The organism is Anaeromyxobacter paludicola, from assembly GCF_023169965.1.
GTDB lineage: Bacteria > Myxococcota > Myxococcia > Myxococcales > Anaeromyxobacteraceae > Anaeromyxobacter_B > Anaeromyxobacter_B paludicola.
The window spans coordinates 463369-476599 of record NZ_AP025592.1; the positions used below are offsets into that span (position 1 = coordinate 463369).

Annotated in this window: 12 protein-coding genes; 7 read left to right on the forward strand and 5 right to left on the reverse strand. The window is 75.1% G+C overall.

Annotation, left to right across the window (positions count from 1 at the left end):
- Positions 1 to 84 precede the first annotated feature (84 nt).
- Complete coding sequence (locus AMPC_RS02115) at positions 85 to 435, forward strand: response regulator (RefSeq protein ID WP_248343909.1); 351 nt, start codon at positions 85 to 87, stop codon at positions 433 to 435.
- A gap of 185 nt (positions 436 to 620) precedes the next feature.
- Here AMPC_RS02115 and AMPC_RS02120 read toward each other — a convergent pair whose 3' ends face one another.
- The 5 genes from AMPC_RS02120 to AMPC_RS02140 form a co-directional block, all read right to left on the reverse strand.
- Positions 621 to 1115, reverse strand: a complete 495-nt coding sequence (locus AMPC_RS02120) for a cupredoxin domain-containing protein (protein WP_248343911.1) — start codon at positions 1113 to 1115, stop codon at positions 621 to 623.
- Between the two features lie 166 nt (positions 1116 to 1281).
- Complete coding sequence (locus AMPC_RS02125) at positions 1282 to 2478, reverse strand: alanyl-tRNA editing protein (protein WP_248343913.1); 1197 nt, start codon at positions 2476 to 2478, stop codon at positions 1282 to 1284.
- 93 nt (positions 2479 to 2571) lie between these two features.
- A complete protein-coding gene (locus AMPC_RS02130) occupies positions 2572 to 3414 on the reverse strand; it encodes a 1-acyl-sn-glycerol-3-phosphate acyltransferase (protein WP_248343915.1) in 843 nt (280 codons plus the stop codon).
- A gap of 157 nt (positions 3415 to 3571) precedes the next feature.
- Positions 3572 to 4591, reverse strand: a complete 1020-nt coding sequence (locus AMPC_RS02135) for an NAD-dependent epimerase/dehydratase family protein (protein ID WP_248343917.1) — start codon at positions 4589 to 4591, stop codon at positions 3572 to 3574.
- On the reverse strand, positions 4588 to 5577 hold the full coding sequence (locus AMPC_RS02140; RefSeq protein ID WP_248343919.1) for an NAD-dependent epimerase/dehydratase family protein: 990 nt from the start codon (positions 5575 to 5577) through the stop codon (positions 4588 to 4590). Before AMPC_RS02140 ends, AMPC_RS02135 begins: the two co-directional genes overlap by 4 nt.
- A gap of 153 nt (positions 5578 to 5730) precedes the next feature.
- Between AMPC_RS02140 and AMPC_RS02145 the strand changes: the two genes are divergently transcribed.
- From AMPC_RS02145 to AMPC_RS02170, 6 genes are all read left to right on the forward strand, one after another.
- Positions 5731 to 6516, forward strand: a complete 786-nt coding sequence (locus AMPC_RS02145; RefSeq protein ID WP_248343921.1) for a sulfite exporter TauE/SafE family protein — start codon at positions 5731 to 5733, stop codon at positions 6514 to 6516.
- A gap of 62 nt (positions 6517 to 6578) precedes the next feature.
- Positions 6579 to 7571 (forward strand): sensor histidine kinase, encoded by a 993-nt coding sequence (locus AMPC_RS02150; protein ID WP_248343923.1) that lies wholly within the window; start codon positions 6579 to 6581, stop codon positions 7569 to 7571.
- Positions 7572 to 7733: 162 nt separating this feature from the next.
- Positions 7734 to 9965, forward strand: coding sequence for an NADP-dependent isocitrate dehydrogenase (locus tag AMPC_RS02155; protein WP_248343924.1), 2232 nt, complete (start codon positions 7734 to 7736; stop codon positions 9963 to 9965).
- A gap of 50 nt (positions 9966 to 10015) precedes the next feature.
- Entirely contained in the window at positions 10016 to 10969 is a 954-nt protein-coding gene (gene mdh / locus AMPC_RS02160) for a malate dehydrogenase (protein WP_248343925.1), read from the forward strand.
- Positions 10970 to 11071: 102 nt separating this feature from the next.
- On the forward strand, positions 11072 to 12508 hold the full coding sequence (locus AMPC_RS02165; RefSeq protein ID WP_248343926.1) for a GuaB1 family IMP dehydrogenase-related protein: 1437 nt from the start codon (positions 11072 to 11074) through the stop codon (positions 12506 to 12508).
- Between the two features lie 13 nt (positions 12509 to 12521).
- A complete protein-coding gene (locus AMPC_RS02170; protein ID WP_248343927.1) occupies positions 12522 to 13208 on the forward strand; it encodes a VOC family protein in 687 nt (228 codons plus the stop codon).
- The last annotated feature ends 23 nt before the right edge of the window (positions 13209 to 13231 follow it).

Genomic DNA, 13231 nt, shown 5'->3' on the forward strand with positions numbered 1-13231 from the left:
TGACCTCCCCTGGAACCCGGAGGTCGGATGCTGGCTCTCTCCCTCACTCAGCCCGGGCCCGCGGAGCCGGAGCGGGAGCGCCCGGTGGCGCTCGTGGTCGACGACGATCGGCTCATCCGCGGCTGCGTGGCGCGGGCGCTCCGGGCTTCCGGCCTCGAGGCGGTCACCGCCTCGGACGGGCTCGAGGCGCTCGCGCTCCTGGCGCGCTCCGGCCTCGTGCCCGACCTCGTGCTCACGGATCTCGAGATGCCCGGGCTCGACGGCGCCGGGCTCCTCGCGCGGCTCCGCCGGATCCCGGCGCTGGCGGCGGTGCCGGTCGTGCTCCTCACCGCGTCGGACGCGCCCTGCCCCGGCGTCACGGCCCGGCTCGCGAAGCCGTTCACGCTGGAGGAGCTTCGCCGCGTCGCGCGGCTCGCCGCGGCACCCCGGGGCTGACCCCCGGGGCTCCCGCGCGCCGCCGGCCTGGGGCGTCCTGGACGCTCGCCCTCCCGGCGAGAGGCCGCCGGCCGGACCGGACGGGCGCCGGGACGTCGCGCGACGGCGGGGGAGGGGGGGCCGCGCGCGGAGCCCGGTGGCGAGGCGATCCGGCCGGCGCGAACGCGCCGGGCGGCCCGGCCGCCCTAGTAGCCGGGGATGGTCGGCGGGGGCGGAGGCGGGGCCGTCCCGCCGTCGGTGGGCGTCGAGGCGGCGGTCGCCACCACGTCGATCTCGCCGTTCGGCGTGGCCATGGTGGAGGTGTGGATCCGGCAGTAGTACGGCAGCTTCGTGCCGACCGCCGCGTTGGCGGGGATGGTGAAGGTGGCGGAGGCGTTCGGGGGAACCGTCACGTCGAAGCTGACGCCGCCCACCGCTCCCGGGACGAACGCGCCGGAGGTGGCCTCGCTCGTGACGGTGTGCTCCATCGGGTCGTGGTTCTGGACGGTGACCGTCTCTCCTGGCGTGACCTGCAGCTGGAGCGGGCTGAACGCCATCCCCGAGATGCCGATGACGCGCCCGGCGGCGGTGGTGGGGGTCGGCGTGGGGGTGGGGCTCGAGTTGGCGGTGGTGCCGGAGCTCCCGCCACAGCCGGAGAGTGCGAAGACCGCGCCTGCGAGGATCGCTGCGAACCGTGACATGCTGCCTCCCGTGAGCCGCGCCCGGTGTGCGGGCGCGCGCAACGGTTCATGACGCGGGAGGCGCGCGGAGGTTCCAGGCCGGGCCCAAGGAGGTCGGGTCGGTCCAGCGCGGCGGCGCTCGCGGAGGCGGCGGGCGGGCATCCCCTCCCAGGTCCCTCCCACTCCTCTACGCCTGCGCTCCCCGCGCCGCTTCGTCGAGCGCGGCCTCGAGCCCCGCCGCCTCCGGCCCGCTGCCCTGGGCCGCGTCGGGCGAGCCGCCTCCCTTCCCGCCGAGCGCCGCGGCGGCGCGCCGGACCAGCTCGCCGAGGTGAGGGCCGTCGCCCTTCGGGCGCGCGAAGGCGAGGTGGGCGCGCCCGTCCTCGACGGCGCCGAGGAGGGCCACCCGGCCGCGGGCCGCGAGCGCCAGGGCCACCGCCTTCGCGTACCCGGCCGCGCCGGCGGCCGGCGGGGAGACCACGGCGCGGATCGGCCCCGGCGCCGCCGCGGCCAGGAGCCGCTCCGCCTCGGCGGCGGCGAGCGCCGCGAGCAGCCGGTCGAGCTCCTTGCGCCGCGCCGCGCCCTCGTCGGCGAGCCGCGCCACCGCCGCCGGGAGCTCGGCGGGAGCGCAGCGGAGCGGCGCGGCCGCCTCGGCGAGCCGCCGCCCGGCCTCGGCGAGCGCCCCGACCACGCGCGCCCCGCAGAGGAACTCCACCCGCGCGCCCGCGCCCCACTTCACGGCCCGGAGCACGGCGATGGCGCCGACCGCGCCGGTCCGGCGCGGGTGCGTGCCGCCGCAGGGCGAGGCGTCGAGCACCTCGCCCGGCGCGCCCACCACGACCACGCGGCTCCCCTTCACCGCCTCCTTGCGGAGCGGGAGCGCCGCCAGCTCCTCCGGCGCGTACTCGCGGGCGGTCACCGGGAGGTCGCGGAAGACGAGGTCGTTGGCGTGCGCCTCGGCGGCGCGGAGCTCCGCCGGGCCGAGCCGGTCGAGCGGCGCGTCGAGGTCGATGGTGCAGGTCTCCGCGCCGAGGTGGAAGGAGGTGGTCCTCGCCCCGGCGGTCGCCTCGAAGGCGGCCGAGAGCAGGTGCTGCCCGTGGTGCTGCTGCAGGTGATCGCGCCGGCGCGCCCCGTCCACCGCGCCGTCCACCTCGCCGGGCGGAAGCTCGCCGGCGAGCACGTGCAGCACCTCGCCCTCCACCTCCCGGACGTCGACCACCTCCACGCCGCCGAGGCGGCCGCGATCCGCCGGCTGGCCGCCGCCCTCCGGGTAGAAGGCGGTCCGGTCGAGCACCGCCGCGGGGCGGCCCGCGAGCTGGCGCGAGGCGAGGAGGCGGGCCCGGAAGCGGAGCAGGTCGGGGTCGTCGAGGTAGAGGCGCTCGGTCATGCCGGGAGAGTAGCGCCGCGCCGGCGCCCGAGCGACCCCGGACCGCGCTCACCGGCGCCGCGGGGACGGGACCGGTGTCCTTGGGCGACCCGGTCAACGCCGGCGGCCGGAGCGGTCCGGCGCGCGCCGGCGCGCCTGCCCGGGACCCGGGAGCGCGATCACCTTGGGATGCTCCCGCGCGCCTGCGCCCGGCTCCGCGCCCGGCCCCGCGTCCACCCCGCGCACGGCAGCGACGGCGCCGGAGAGCCGCGCCAGCGGGCGCGCCTCCCGGTCGAGCGTCTCCTGCACGGTCCGCTGCACACGGGACGCGAGCTCCGCGCTCGCCCGCGCCTCCCCGTCGGCGGCCGAGACCGGCACCGGCGGGTGGAAGATCACCTTCCACCGGGAGGGGAGGGGCACCAGCGTGAGCGGCAGGCCGACGATCGAGCCGATCACGGGCTCGAGCAGTCGCACCGTCCAGGCCACCGGGAGGCACTCCTCCCCGCCCAGCACCGCCGCCGGCACCACGCGCGCGCCGAGCGCCGCCGCCGCGCGGACGAAGCCGCGGCTCCAGGGGCGCATCCGGTAGGCCTCCCAGAACGGCTTGCAGTTGCCGCGGACGCCCTCGGGGCAGATGCCGAGCGAGGTGACCCCCTTCGGCAGCCGCTCGGGGTGCCGCAGCCAGCTCGCCGGCAGCGCCCCGAGCCCGGCGAGCATCGGGCCGACCACGGGCGCCGCGAGCGCGGCGTCGTGGGCGGCGAAGTGGGGCGCCCGCGCCGGCCCGAGCGCCTCGGTGACCGCGAGGGTCAGGAAGAAGGCGTCGAGCGCGAACCACCCGGCGTGGTTCATGGCGTACACGACCGGTCCGTCGCGGACGAGGTGCTCCTCGCCCTCCACCTCGAAGTGGAACCAGCCGCTCCGGATGGCGGCGCGCATGGCGCGGCGAACGCGCAGCACGCGCGCCTCCCGCTCCGCGCCGAGGGCCGGTGGCGCGGGCTCGCGTCGCGACAGTGGGGTGAGGGGAGCCACCGGGGCACTCTGCAACGGGGGGCGGTCCCGAGTCCCGCGCCCCGGCGGGCGCGCCTCAAGAGGGGCTCGGGGAATCGTTCGCGGCTCACGCCGGACGGCGCGGCGCGAGCGGGGGCAGCGCGCGGGTCCGGAACCAGCGCTCCAATTCGGCCATCGCCGCCGCCACGTCGTAGCGCGGCGCGTACCCGAGCTCCTCGCGGATGCGGCGGATCGACAGCCGGCTCGGCGTGCAGACGATGTCGATGGCGGCGTGGGTCAGGAGCGGCCGCGCCTCGGCCCGCCGCAGCCGCGCCGCCGCCTCCAGCGCGGTGGCGGCGGCGCGGGCCACCGGCAGCGGGATGGAGCGGCGGATGGGGCCGGCGCCGACGATCCGGGCGAGGTGGTCGAAGTAGGCGGAGAAGGGGAGGGGGTCGTCGTCGGCCACGATGTACGCGCGCCCGACGGCGCGCGGGTGCTCCGCCGCGAGCAGCAGGGCATCGAGGAGGTTCTCGACGTAGCAGGGGTGGCAGGTGCCGCGGCCGCCGCCGAGCAGGAACATCTTCCCGCGCCGGATCATCGCCACCGGCTCCTCGGCCCAGGTGCTCAGGGGGCCGTAGACCACCGCCGGCCGGAGCACGGTCACCGGGAGGCCGCGCTCGCGGTGGGCGCGCAGCGCCGCCGCCTCGCCCGCGATCTTGGTCCGCGAGTAGGGGTCGCGCCCCGCGCCGTACGGCGAGTCGTCGTCGAACTCGGGCGGGGAGGGGAGGCCGAAGACGGCGATCGAGCTCAGGTGCACGAAGCGCGCGACCCGCTCGGCGGCGGCGGCCGCGAGCAGCCGCTCGGTGCCGGCCACGTTCACCTCCCGGAAGAGCGCCTCCGGGCCCCAGTCCGACACCTGGCCGGCGCAGTGGAAGACGCGCGACACCCCCCGCGTCGCGGCGCGGAGCGAGGCCTCGTCGCGCAGGTCCCCGGGCGCGACCTCCGCGAGCGCGCGCGTCTCCGGGTCGAGCCTGCTCGCGCTCGCTGGCCGGCAGAGGAGCCGGACCTCGCGCCCGGCGGCGAGGAGCCGCCGCGCGAGGTGGCGGCCGATGAACCCGGTCGCGCCGGTGACGAGGTCCACGCTCACGCCCGGCTCCGGAACCAGCGCACGGCGCGCTCGACGGCGGGCCGGAGCGGGCCGGGCTCGAAGCCCAGCTCCTCGCGGGCGCGGCGCCCGTCGAACCAGAGGTACCGGCCCACCAGCGCCGCCATGCTCCGCGTGACCGCGGGGTGCCGGTGGGTCACGTGGTCCGCCGCCCACTCCATCCCGGCCGCCAGCGCGGCGAGGCAGGCGCGCGGGACCTTCACCCGCGGGCGGGCGGCGCCGGCCACCTCGGCGACGAGCGACATGAACGCCCGGTTGGTGAGGTTCTCGCCGGCGAGCAGGTAGCGCCGGCCGGGAGCGCCCCGCTCGAGCGCGAGCCAGAGCCCGCGCACCGCGTCCTGCACGTCGATGAAGCAGGCGCCGCCCGCGACGTAGACCGGCCAGAGGCCGCGGGCGATGTCGGCGACCGGCTTGCCGATGGGCGTCGGGCCCCAGTCGAGCTCGCCCACGGCGGAGGTGGGGTGGACGATCACCACCGGGAGCCCGTGCTCTCGCGCCTGGCGCTCCATCTCCGCCTCGCCGGCCCGCTTCGTCTCCGCGTACGCGAAGGAGAGCGCGCCGAGGTTGAAGGGGGCGTCCTCGCCGCGCGGGACCGGGGCGTCGGAGGCGCCGAGGGTGATGCAGCTGCTCGCGTGCACGAGCTTGCGCGTCCCGGCGCGGCGGCAGGCCTCGGCCACGTTCCGCGCCCCGGCCACGTTCACCCGCGCGAAGACCGCCGGATCCTCGGCCCAGTACCGGTTCACGGCGGCGAGGTGGACGAGGACGTCGCACGCGCCGGCGAGCCGGTCGAGCGACGCCGGGTCGAGGAGGTCGCCCTCGAGCTGCGGGATGGCGCCCCGCAGGTCGGCGAGGGGGCGCGGGTCGGAGCCGCGCTGCACGAAGGCCACCGGCGCCTCGCCGCGCGCGAGCAGGAACCGGACCAGGTGGTTCCCGATGAAGCCGTTCGCCCCGGTGACGCCGACGCGCATCGCTCCCCCTCCGGGCGCGCCCCCGTCCCCGCGGCCGCCCCGTGCGCGGGCCGCATCTTGGCGCGAGCGCCGCGGGGCGACAACGGCTTTCCGGGCGCGGCCCTCCCCAGGCCGGGCCGCGCCCCGCGCCAGCGCCTACGATCCGGCGCACCGATGCCGACGAGCGCCCCGTCCGTCCTCCACCTCGCCCTCGCGTTCCTCGCCGCCTTCTTTGCCGCCGCCGTCAACTCGGTCGCTGGCGGGGGCACGCTCATCTCGTTCCCGGTGCTGGTGGCCCTCGGCCTCCCGTCGGTGATCGCCAACGCCACCAGCACCCTCGGGATCTGGCCCGGGAGCCTCGGCAGCATCTGGGGCTTCCGGCGCGAGCTCTCCCGCGCCGAGCCGGCGATGCGCGTGCTGGTGGCGCCCTGCTTCCTGGGCGGGGCGGCGGGGGCGCTCCTCCTCCGCGCGACCTCCTCGGCCACCTTCGACCGGCTCGTGCCCTTCCTCGTGCTCTTCGCGACCGTGCTCTTCACCGTCCGCGGCCGCGTGCAGGCCTGGCTCGGGAGCGCCGCGGGCCGGGGGCGGCGCAGCCGCGCGTGGCTCCTGGGGGCGCTCGGCGCGACGCTGCTCGTGGCCGTGTACGGCGGCTACTTCGGCGCCGGGATGAGCATCATGATGCTCTCGATGCTCGGCATGGTCGGGATGAGCGATCTCCTCGAGATGAACGCGCTCACCAGCCTCTTCTCGCTCTGCGTGAACGGGGTGGCGATCGGGCTCTTCGCCGCCGCCGGGCTGGTCTACTGGCCGTTCGCGCTGGCGATGACCGCCGGGGCGCTCCTGGGCGGCTACGGGGCGGCCGGCGTGGCGCGGCGGATCGGCCGCAAGCACCTGAGCCGCCTCGTGATCGCCATCGGCTACACCGTGAGCGCCCTCTTCTTCCTCCGGAAGTTCGGCTGAGCCTGGCGTCGGGCGGTCGGGGGATAGGACCCGAAAGGGTATGTTGCTAGACTCCCGAAGACATGGGGGAACGCCGCCGATGGGAGGGGCCGGGCCGCTGGTACCTGCCGGTGCTCGGGGCGGTGTACCTCGCGGCGGGCGCCTGCGTCGTCGCGCTCGTGAACCCGCGGGAGCCGTCCGCGGGCCGGCCGGCGCTGGCGCTCCTGGCGGTCCTGGCGCTCCTCTTCGCGGCGCAGACGGTCGTGGGCCGCCGCCTGCTCCTCTCCCGCGAGCACCTCGAGCGCGCCGTGGCCGAGCGGACGCGCGAGCTCGAGTCGGCGCGGGCGCAGCTCGCCGTCTCGGACCGGCTCGCGACCGTCGGCACCATGGCGGCCGGGGTCGCGCACGAGATCAACAACCCGCTCACCTACGTGCTCGCCAACGTGGCCTTCCTGGCCGACCAGCTCGCGCGGCCGGAGCAGGACCCGGCCCTCCGCGCCGAGCTCGCCAGCGCGGCGCAGGAGGCGCGCGAGGGGGCCGACCGGGTCCGCTCCGTCGTCCTGGGGCTCCGCGCCTTCGCCCACGCGCCGAGCGGCGACCTGCAGCCGGTGGCGATCGGCCCGGAGATCGAGGCGGCGGTGGCCATGTGCCGCCACCACATCGAGCAGCGCGGCCGCTTCGAGGTCCGCGTCGCCGACGACCTGCCGGCGGTCCGGGGCCGGCCACACGAGCTCGGGCAGGTGTTCGTGAACCTGCTCGTGAACGCCGGGCAGGCGCTCGCCGAGGACGCCCGGCAGCGGAACCGGGTCATCCTGGAGGCCCGCCCGGCGCCGGGCGGGGTGGCGGTCGAGGTGCGGGACAATGGCGCCGGGATCGCGCCGGAGTCGCTGCCGCGCCTCTTCGACCCCTTCTTCACGACCAAGCCGGTGGGGCAGGGGACCGGGCTCGGCCTCTCCATCTGCCACGGCATCGTGCACCGCTCCGGTGGGCGCATCGAGGTCGAGAGCGCGCCGGGCCAGGGCGCGCTGTTCCGGGTGACGCTCCCGCTCGCCGCGCCCGCGCGCCGCACCGCCTGACCGCCGCCTGACGCGCCGAGTCAAGTGCCCGTAATCCGGGCGGCCGGAATTTTCGTGACCGGCGTCATGGACTCCCGGTGAAAAGTCTGCAATCTTGCCGCGCGCTCGGTGCCGCGCACAGCGGCCGCACGTGAACCACAGAACCCCACGGACGAGGACACGGTGAACAAGAACTCCACGATCATCTGGACTCACATCGACGAAGCCCCTGCGCTGGCGACCTACTCGCTGCTCCCCATCGTGCAGGCCTTCACGAAGGGCACCGGCATCGCCGTCGAGACGAAGGACATCTCGCTCTCCGGCCGTATCATCGCGAACTTCCCCGAGAAGCTGTCCCCCGAGCAGCGGATCCCCGACTACCTCGCCGAGCTGGGCGCCCTCACGCTCAAGGCCGAGGCGAACATCATCAAGCTCCCGAACATCAGCGCCTCCATCCCGCAGCTCAAGGAGGCCATCAAGGAGCTGCAGGCGAAGGGCTACGACGTCCCCGACTACCCGGAGAGCCCGAAGGACGAGGCCGAGAAGGCCGTCCAGGCCCGCTACGCCAAGGTGCTCGGCAGCGCCGTGAACCCGGTCCTGCGCGAGGGCAACTCCGACCGCCGCTCGCCGCTCTCGGTGAAGGCGTTCTCCCGCAAGCACCCGCACAAGCTCGGCGCCTGGAGCCCGGAGTCGAAGGCCCACGTGGCCCACATGAGCGAGGGCGACTTCTACGGGACCGAGAACTCGCTGACCGTCCAGAAGGCCTGCGACTACCGGATCGAGTTCGTGGCCCGGGACGGCGCGGTCACCGTGCTCAAGAAGAAGGCCCCGCTCCTCGAGGGCGAGATCATCGACACCTCGGTGATGAGCGTGCGCGCCCTGCGCAAGTTCTACGAGGAGCAGATCGACGACGCGATGAAGAAGGGCGTCCTGCTCTCGCTCCACCTCAAGGCCACCATGATGAAGGTGTCCGACCCGGTGATGTTCGGGCACGCGGTCACCGTCTACTTCAAGGACGTGTTCGAGAAGCACGCCGCGCTCTTCCAGGAGCTGGGCGTGAACCCGAACAACGGCCTCGGCGACGTCTACGCCAAGATCCAGGGGCTGCCGGCCGGGAAGAAGGCCGAGGTCGAGGCCGACATCCAGGCCGTCTACGCGAAGCGCCCGCCGCTCGCGATGGTGGACTCGGACAAGGGCATCACCAACCTGCACGTGCCGAACGACGTCATCGTGGACGCCTCGATGCCGGTGGTGGTGCGCGAGTCGGGCAGGATGTGGGGCCGGGACGGCAAGCTCCACGACTGCAAGGCGATGATCCCCGATCGCTGCTACGCCACCGCGTACCGGGAGATCGTCGAGGACTGCAAGAAGAAGGGCGCGCTCGACCCGGCCACCATGGGCAGCGTGCCGAACGTCGGCCTCATGGCGCAGAAGGCCGAGGAGTACGGCTCGCACGACAAGACCTTCATGGCGCAGGGCGAGGGCACCATCCGCGTGGTGGACGACGCCAGCGGCGCCACCCTGCTCGAGCAGAAGGTCGAGCAGGGCGACATCTTCCGCATGTGCCAGGCGAAGGACGTCCCGATCCGCGACTGGGTGAAGCTGGCCGTGAACCGGGCCCGCGCCACCGGCGCGCCGGCGGTCTTCTGGCTCGACCGCAAGCGCGCGCACGACGCCCAGGTGATCGCCAAGGTGGAGCGCTACCTCGCGAACCTCCACACCGCCGGGCTCGACATCCGCATCCTCGACCCGGTGGACGCGATGAGCCTCTCGCTCGAGCGGATCCGCGCGGGCAAGGACACCATCTCGGTCACCGGCAACGTGCTCCGCGACTACCTGACCGACCTCTTCCCCATCCTCGAGATCGGCACCAGCGCCAAGATGCTCTCCATCGTGCCGCTGCTGGCCGGCGGCGGGCTCTTCGAGACCGGCGCGGGCGGGTCGGCCCCCAAGCACGTGCAGCAGTTCGTGAAGGAGGGCTACCTGCGCTGGGACTCGCTCGGCGAGTTCTCGGCCCTGTCCGCCTCCTTCGAGCACATCGGCCGGGCCTTCGAGAACCCGAAGGCGAAGGTGCTCGCCGAGACGCTCGACCAGGCCATCGGCAAGTTCCTCGACAACAACAAGTCGCCGGCCCGCAAGGTGGGCCAGATCGACAACCGCGGCAGCCACTTCTACCTGGCGCTCTACTGGGCGGAGGCGCTGGCGGCCCAGGACCAGGACGCCGCGCTGAAGGCGCGCTTCGCCGGGATCGCGAAGCAGCTCGCCGAGAACGAGGCCAGGATCGCCGCGGAGCTGGTCGCGGCCCAGGGCAAGCCGGTGGACATGGGCGGCTACTACCGCCCCGACCCGGCGAAGACGGCGGCGGCGATGCGCCCGAGCCCGACGTTGAACGCGATCGTGGACGCGATCGCCTGAGCGCGGTACAGGGCAGCGACGGAGCACCCACACAAGCGAGGACATCGAAAATGGCGCGTAAGAAGATTGCTTTGATCGGTGGCGGGCAGATCGGCGGGGTCCTGGCGCAGCTCTGCGCGCTGCGCGAGCTGGGCGACGTGGTCCTCTTCGACATCGTCGAGGGGCTGCCCCAGGGCAAGACCCTCGACATCGCCGAGGCCGCCCCGGTGGACGGCTTCGACGTGCAGATCAAGGGCACCAACAAGTACGAGGACATCGCCGGCGCCGACGTGGTCATCGTGACCGCCGGCCTGCCCCGCAAGCCGGGCATGAGCCGCGACGACCTCATCTCGGTCAACTCGAAGATCATGACGACCGTGGCCGAGGGCATCAAGCAGTACGCCCCCAACGCCTTCGTCATCGTGATCTCGAACCCGCTCGACGCGATGGTCACCCTCTGCCAGCGCATCACCGGCTTCCCGACGAACCGGGTGGTCGGCCAGGCCGGCGTGCTCGACTCGGCCCGCTTCGCCGCCTTCATCGCCTGGGAGCTCGGCGTCTCGGTGAAGGACGTGAGCGCCGTCACCCTCGGCGGCCACGGCGACGACATGGTGCCGCTCGTCCGCTACACCAGCGTGTGCGGCATCCCGGTGATGGAGCTCCTCGAGCGCAAGTACGGCAGCGCCGAGAAGGCCGCCGAGGTGATGGCCGCGATGGTCAAGCGGACCCGCGGCGCCGGCGGCGAGGTGGTGGCCCTCCTCAAGACCGGCAGCGCCTTCTACTCGCCCGCCTCGAGCGCCATCGCCATGGCGGAGTCCTTCCTCAAGGACTCGAAGCGCGTGCTCCCGACCTGCGCCTTCCTCAACGGCGAGTTCGGCGTGGACGGCCTCTACGTCGGCGTGCCGGTGGTCATCGGCGCGGGCGGCGCCGAGAAGGTCCTCGAGCTCAAGCTGAACGCCGAGGAGCAGGCCATGATGGACAAGTCGGTCAAGGCGGTGAAGGAGCTCGTCGCCACCCTGAAGTAGGCGACGGCACCGCGGTTCTCCGGGGCCCCGGGCGCGCGAGCGGCCGGGGCCTCGTGCGTCCGGGCGCCTGCGCGGCAGGGCGCCTGCGCTATAAGGAACGCCATGCGCTTCCTCCACCCCGAGCGGGAGGAGAGCCTCGAGCTCTCCCTCGACGACGTCTTCCTGGTGCCCGGCTACTTCGACGGCGGCTCCCGCCTCGAGGTGGACCTCCGGCCGGTGGACTTCGCCGGCGGCTCGCACCCGGTGGTCTCGGCCAACATGAACGCCGTGACCGGCAAGCGGATGGCCGAGACGATGGCCCGCTTCGGCGGCCTCGGCGTGCTGCCGCAGGACATGGATCTCGGGACCGCCGAGCGGATCATCCGCCACCTCAAGGCGGCCGACCCCCGCTACGACACGCCGCTCTCGGTCTCGCTGCGCGCCACGCTGCGCGAGGTGCAGGGGATCATCCGGAAGCGGGCGCACGACCTCGTGGTGGTGGTGGACGAGGAGCGCCGCCCGCTCGGCATCGTCACCCACGCCGACCTGCGCGACCGCGACCAGTACTCGCCGGTGAAGTCCTTCATGTCGTCGCGCATGGTGAAGATCCCGGTCGGCACCCCGAACCGCGACGCCTTCCTCCTCATGGAGGAGCAGCGCGTGAAGGCGGCCCCGGTGGTGGACGCGGAGGGGCGGCTCGCCGGCGTCCTCACCCGCGACGACGCCGTCCGGCTGGAGCTGCTCCGGCCGGCGCTCGACGATCGCGGCGAGCTCATGGTGGCGGCCGCGGTCGGCATCTCCTCGGCCGCGCCGGCGGCGGCGGCGCGGCTCGCCGAGCTGGGCGTCTCCGCGCTGGTGCTCGACACGGCGCACGGCCACCAGCGGCGCATGATCGAGACCATCCGCGAGGTGCGCCGGCTGGTCGGCCGGCGCGTGCCCCTGGTCGCCGGCAACGTCTGCACGCCGGAGGGCACGCGCGACCTGCTCGAGGCGGGCGCCGACGTGGTGAAGGTGAACGTGGGGCCGGGCGCGATGTGCACCACCCGCATGCAGACCGGCGCGGGCCGCCCGACCTTCTCGGCGGTGCTGGCCTGCGCCCGCGCCGCCCGGGAGCGGGGCGGGCACGTCTGGGCCGACGGCGGCGTCCGCGAGCCGCGCGACGTGGCGCTCTACCTCGCCGCGGGCGCGGCGCGCGTGATGATCGGGACCGCGCTCTCCGGCACCTACGAGAGCCCGGGCGACGTGAAGGAGGACCGCGACGGGCGGCAGTACAAGGAGAACTACGGGATGGCGAGCGCGCGCGCCGTGAGCGACCGCGCCTCCGGCCTCGACCTCTTCGAGCAGGCCAAGAAGGGCTTCTTCCGGGAGGGGATCTCCACCTCCCGCATCTACATCCGCGAGGGGCGGGAGAGCGTGGGCGCCATCCTCGTGGACGTGATCACCGGCGTGCAGTCGGCCTGCACCTACGTCGGCGCGACCGACATGCGCCAGCTCTCCGACCGCGCCGTGGTGGGCGTGCAGACCGCCGGCGGCTACGTCGAGGGGAAGCCGCGCGGATGAGCCCCGGACCGGCATGACCGCGCCCGCCGCACCGCCGCTCGCGCTCGACCACCTCGTCGTCGCCGCGGCGACGCTGGAGGACGGGGTCCGCTTCGTCGAGGAGCGGCTCGGGGCGCCGCTCGAGCCGGGCGGCCGGCACGAGGGCTTCGGGACCCACAACGCCCTCCTGCGGCTCGGCCCCGACGTCTACCTCGAGGTCCTCGCCCCCGACCCGGCCCAGCCCGCGCCGCTCCGGCCGCGCCTCTTCGGCCTCGACGCCCCGGACGTCCGGACCGCCCTCGCGGGCGGTCCGCGCCTGCTCCACTGGGTCGCGCGGACGAGCGACCTGCCGGGCGCCCTCGCGGCGCTGGCAGCGGCGGCCGGACTTCCGCCCGGCGCGCTCGGCCGCCCCGTCCCCATGCGCCGCGGGGCGCTCGCGTGGGACCTCGCGCTGCGCGACGACGGCGCCCGCCCGCCCGCCGGCCTCCCGAGCCTCATCGACTGGGCCGGCGCGCCGCACCCCTGCGGCCGCCTGCCGGAGCGGCGCGTCGCGCTCCAGCGGCTGGAGCTTTCGGCCCCCCCGGGGGTGATCGAGGCGCTCCGGCTCTTCCCCGGCGACCGGGTCCGCGCGACCCCGGGCGCGCCGGGGGCGCTGCGGGCAAAGCTCGCCACCCCCGCCGGCGAGGCGGTCCTGGGAGGCGAGCGCGGCACCCCCGGCTAGGTCGCCTCACGGGCACCGTTTCG

What these genes read in the sequence shown, in the direction of transcription:
- mdh (WP_248343925.1), top strand. Translation starts at nt 10,016, where the DNA reads ATGGCGCGTAAGAAGATTGCTTTGATCGGTGGCGGGCAGATCGGCGGG.
- AMPC_RS02125 (WP_248343913.1), bottom strand. Translation starts at nt 2,478, where the DNA reads ATGACCGAGCGCCTCTACCTCGACGACCCCGACCTGCTCCGCTTCCGG.
- AMPC_RS02165 (WP_248343926.1), top strand. Translation starts at nt 11,072, where the DNA reads ATGCGCTTCCTCCACCCCGAGCGGGAGGAGAGCCTCGAGCTCTCCCTC.
- AMPC_RS02140 (WP_248343919.1), bottom strand. Translation starts at nt 5,577, where the DNA reads ATGCGCGTCGGCGTCACCGGGGCGAACGGCTTCATCGGGAACCACCTG.
- AMPC_RS02170 (WP_248343927.1), top strand. Translation starts at nt 12,522, where the DNA reads ATGACCGCGCCCGCCGCACCGCCGCTCGCGCTCGACCACCTCGTCGTC.
- AMPC_RS02150 (WP_248343923.1), top strand. Translation starts at nt 6,579, where the DNA reads ATGGGGGAACGCCGCCGATGGGAGGGGCCGGGCCGCTGGTACCTGCCG.
- AMPC_RS02120 (WP_248343911.1), bottom strand. Translation starts at nt 1,115, where the DNA reads ATGTCACGGTTCGCAGCGATCCTCGCAGGCGCGGTCTTCGCACTCTCC.
- AMPC_RS02145 (WP_248343921.1), top strand. Translation starts at nt 5,731, where the DNA reads ATGCCGACGAGCGCCCCGTCCGTCCTCCACCTCGCCCTCGCGTTCCTC.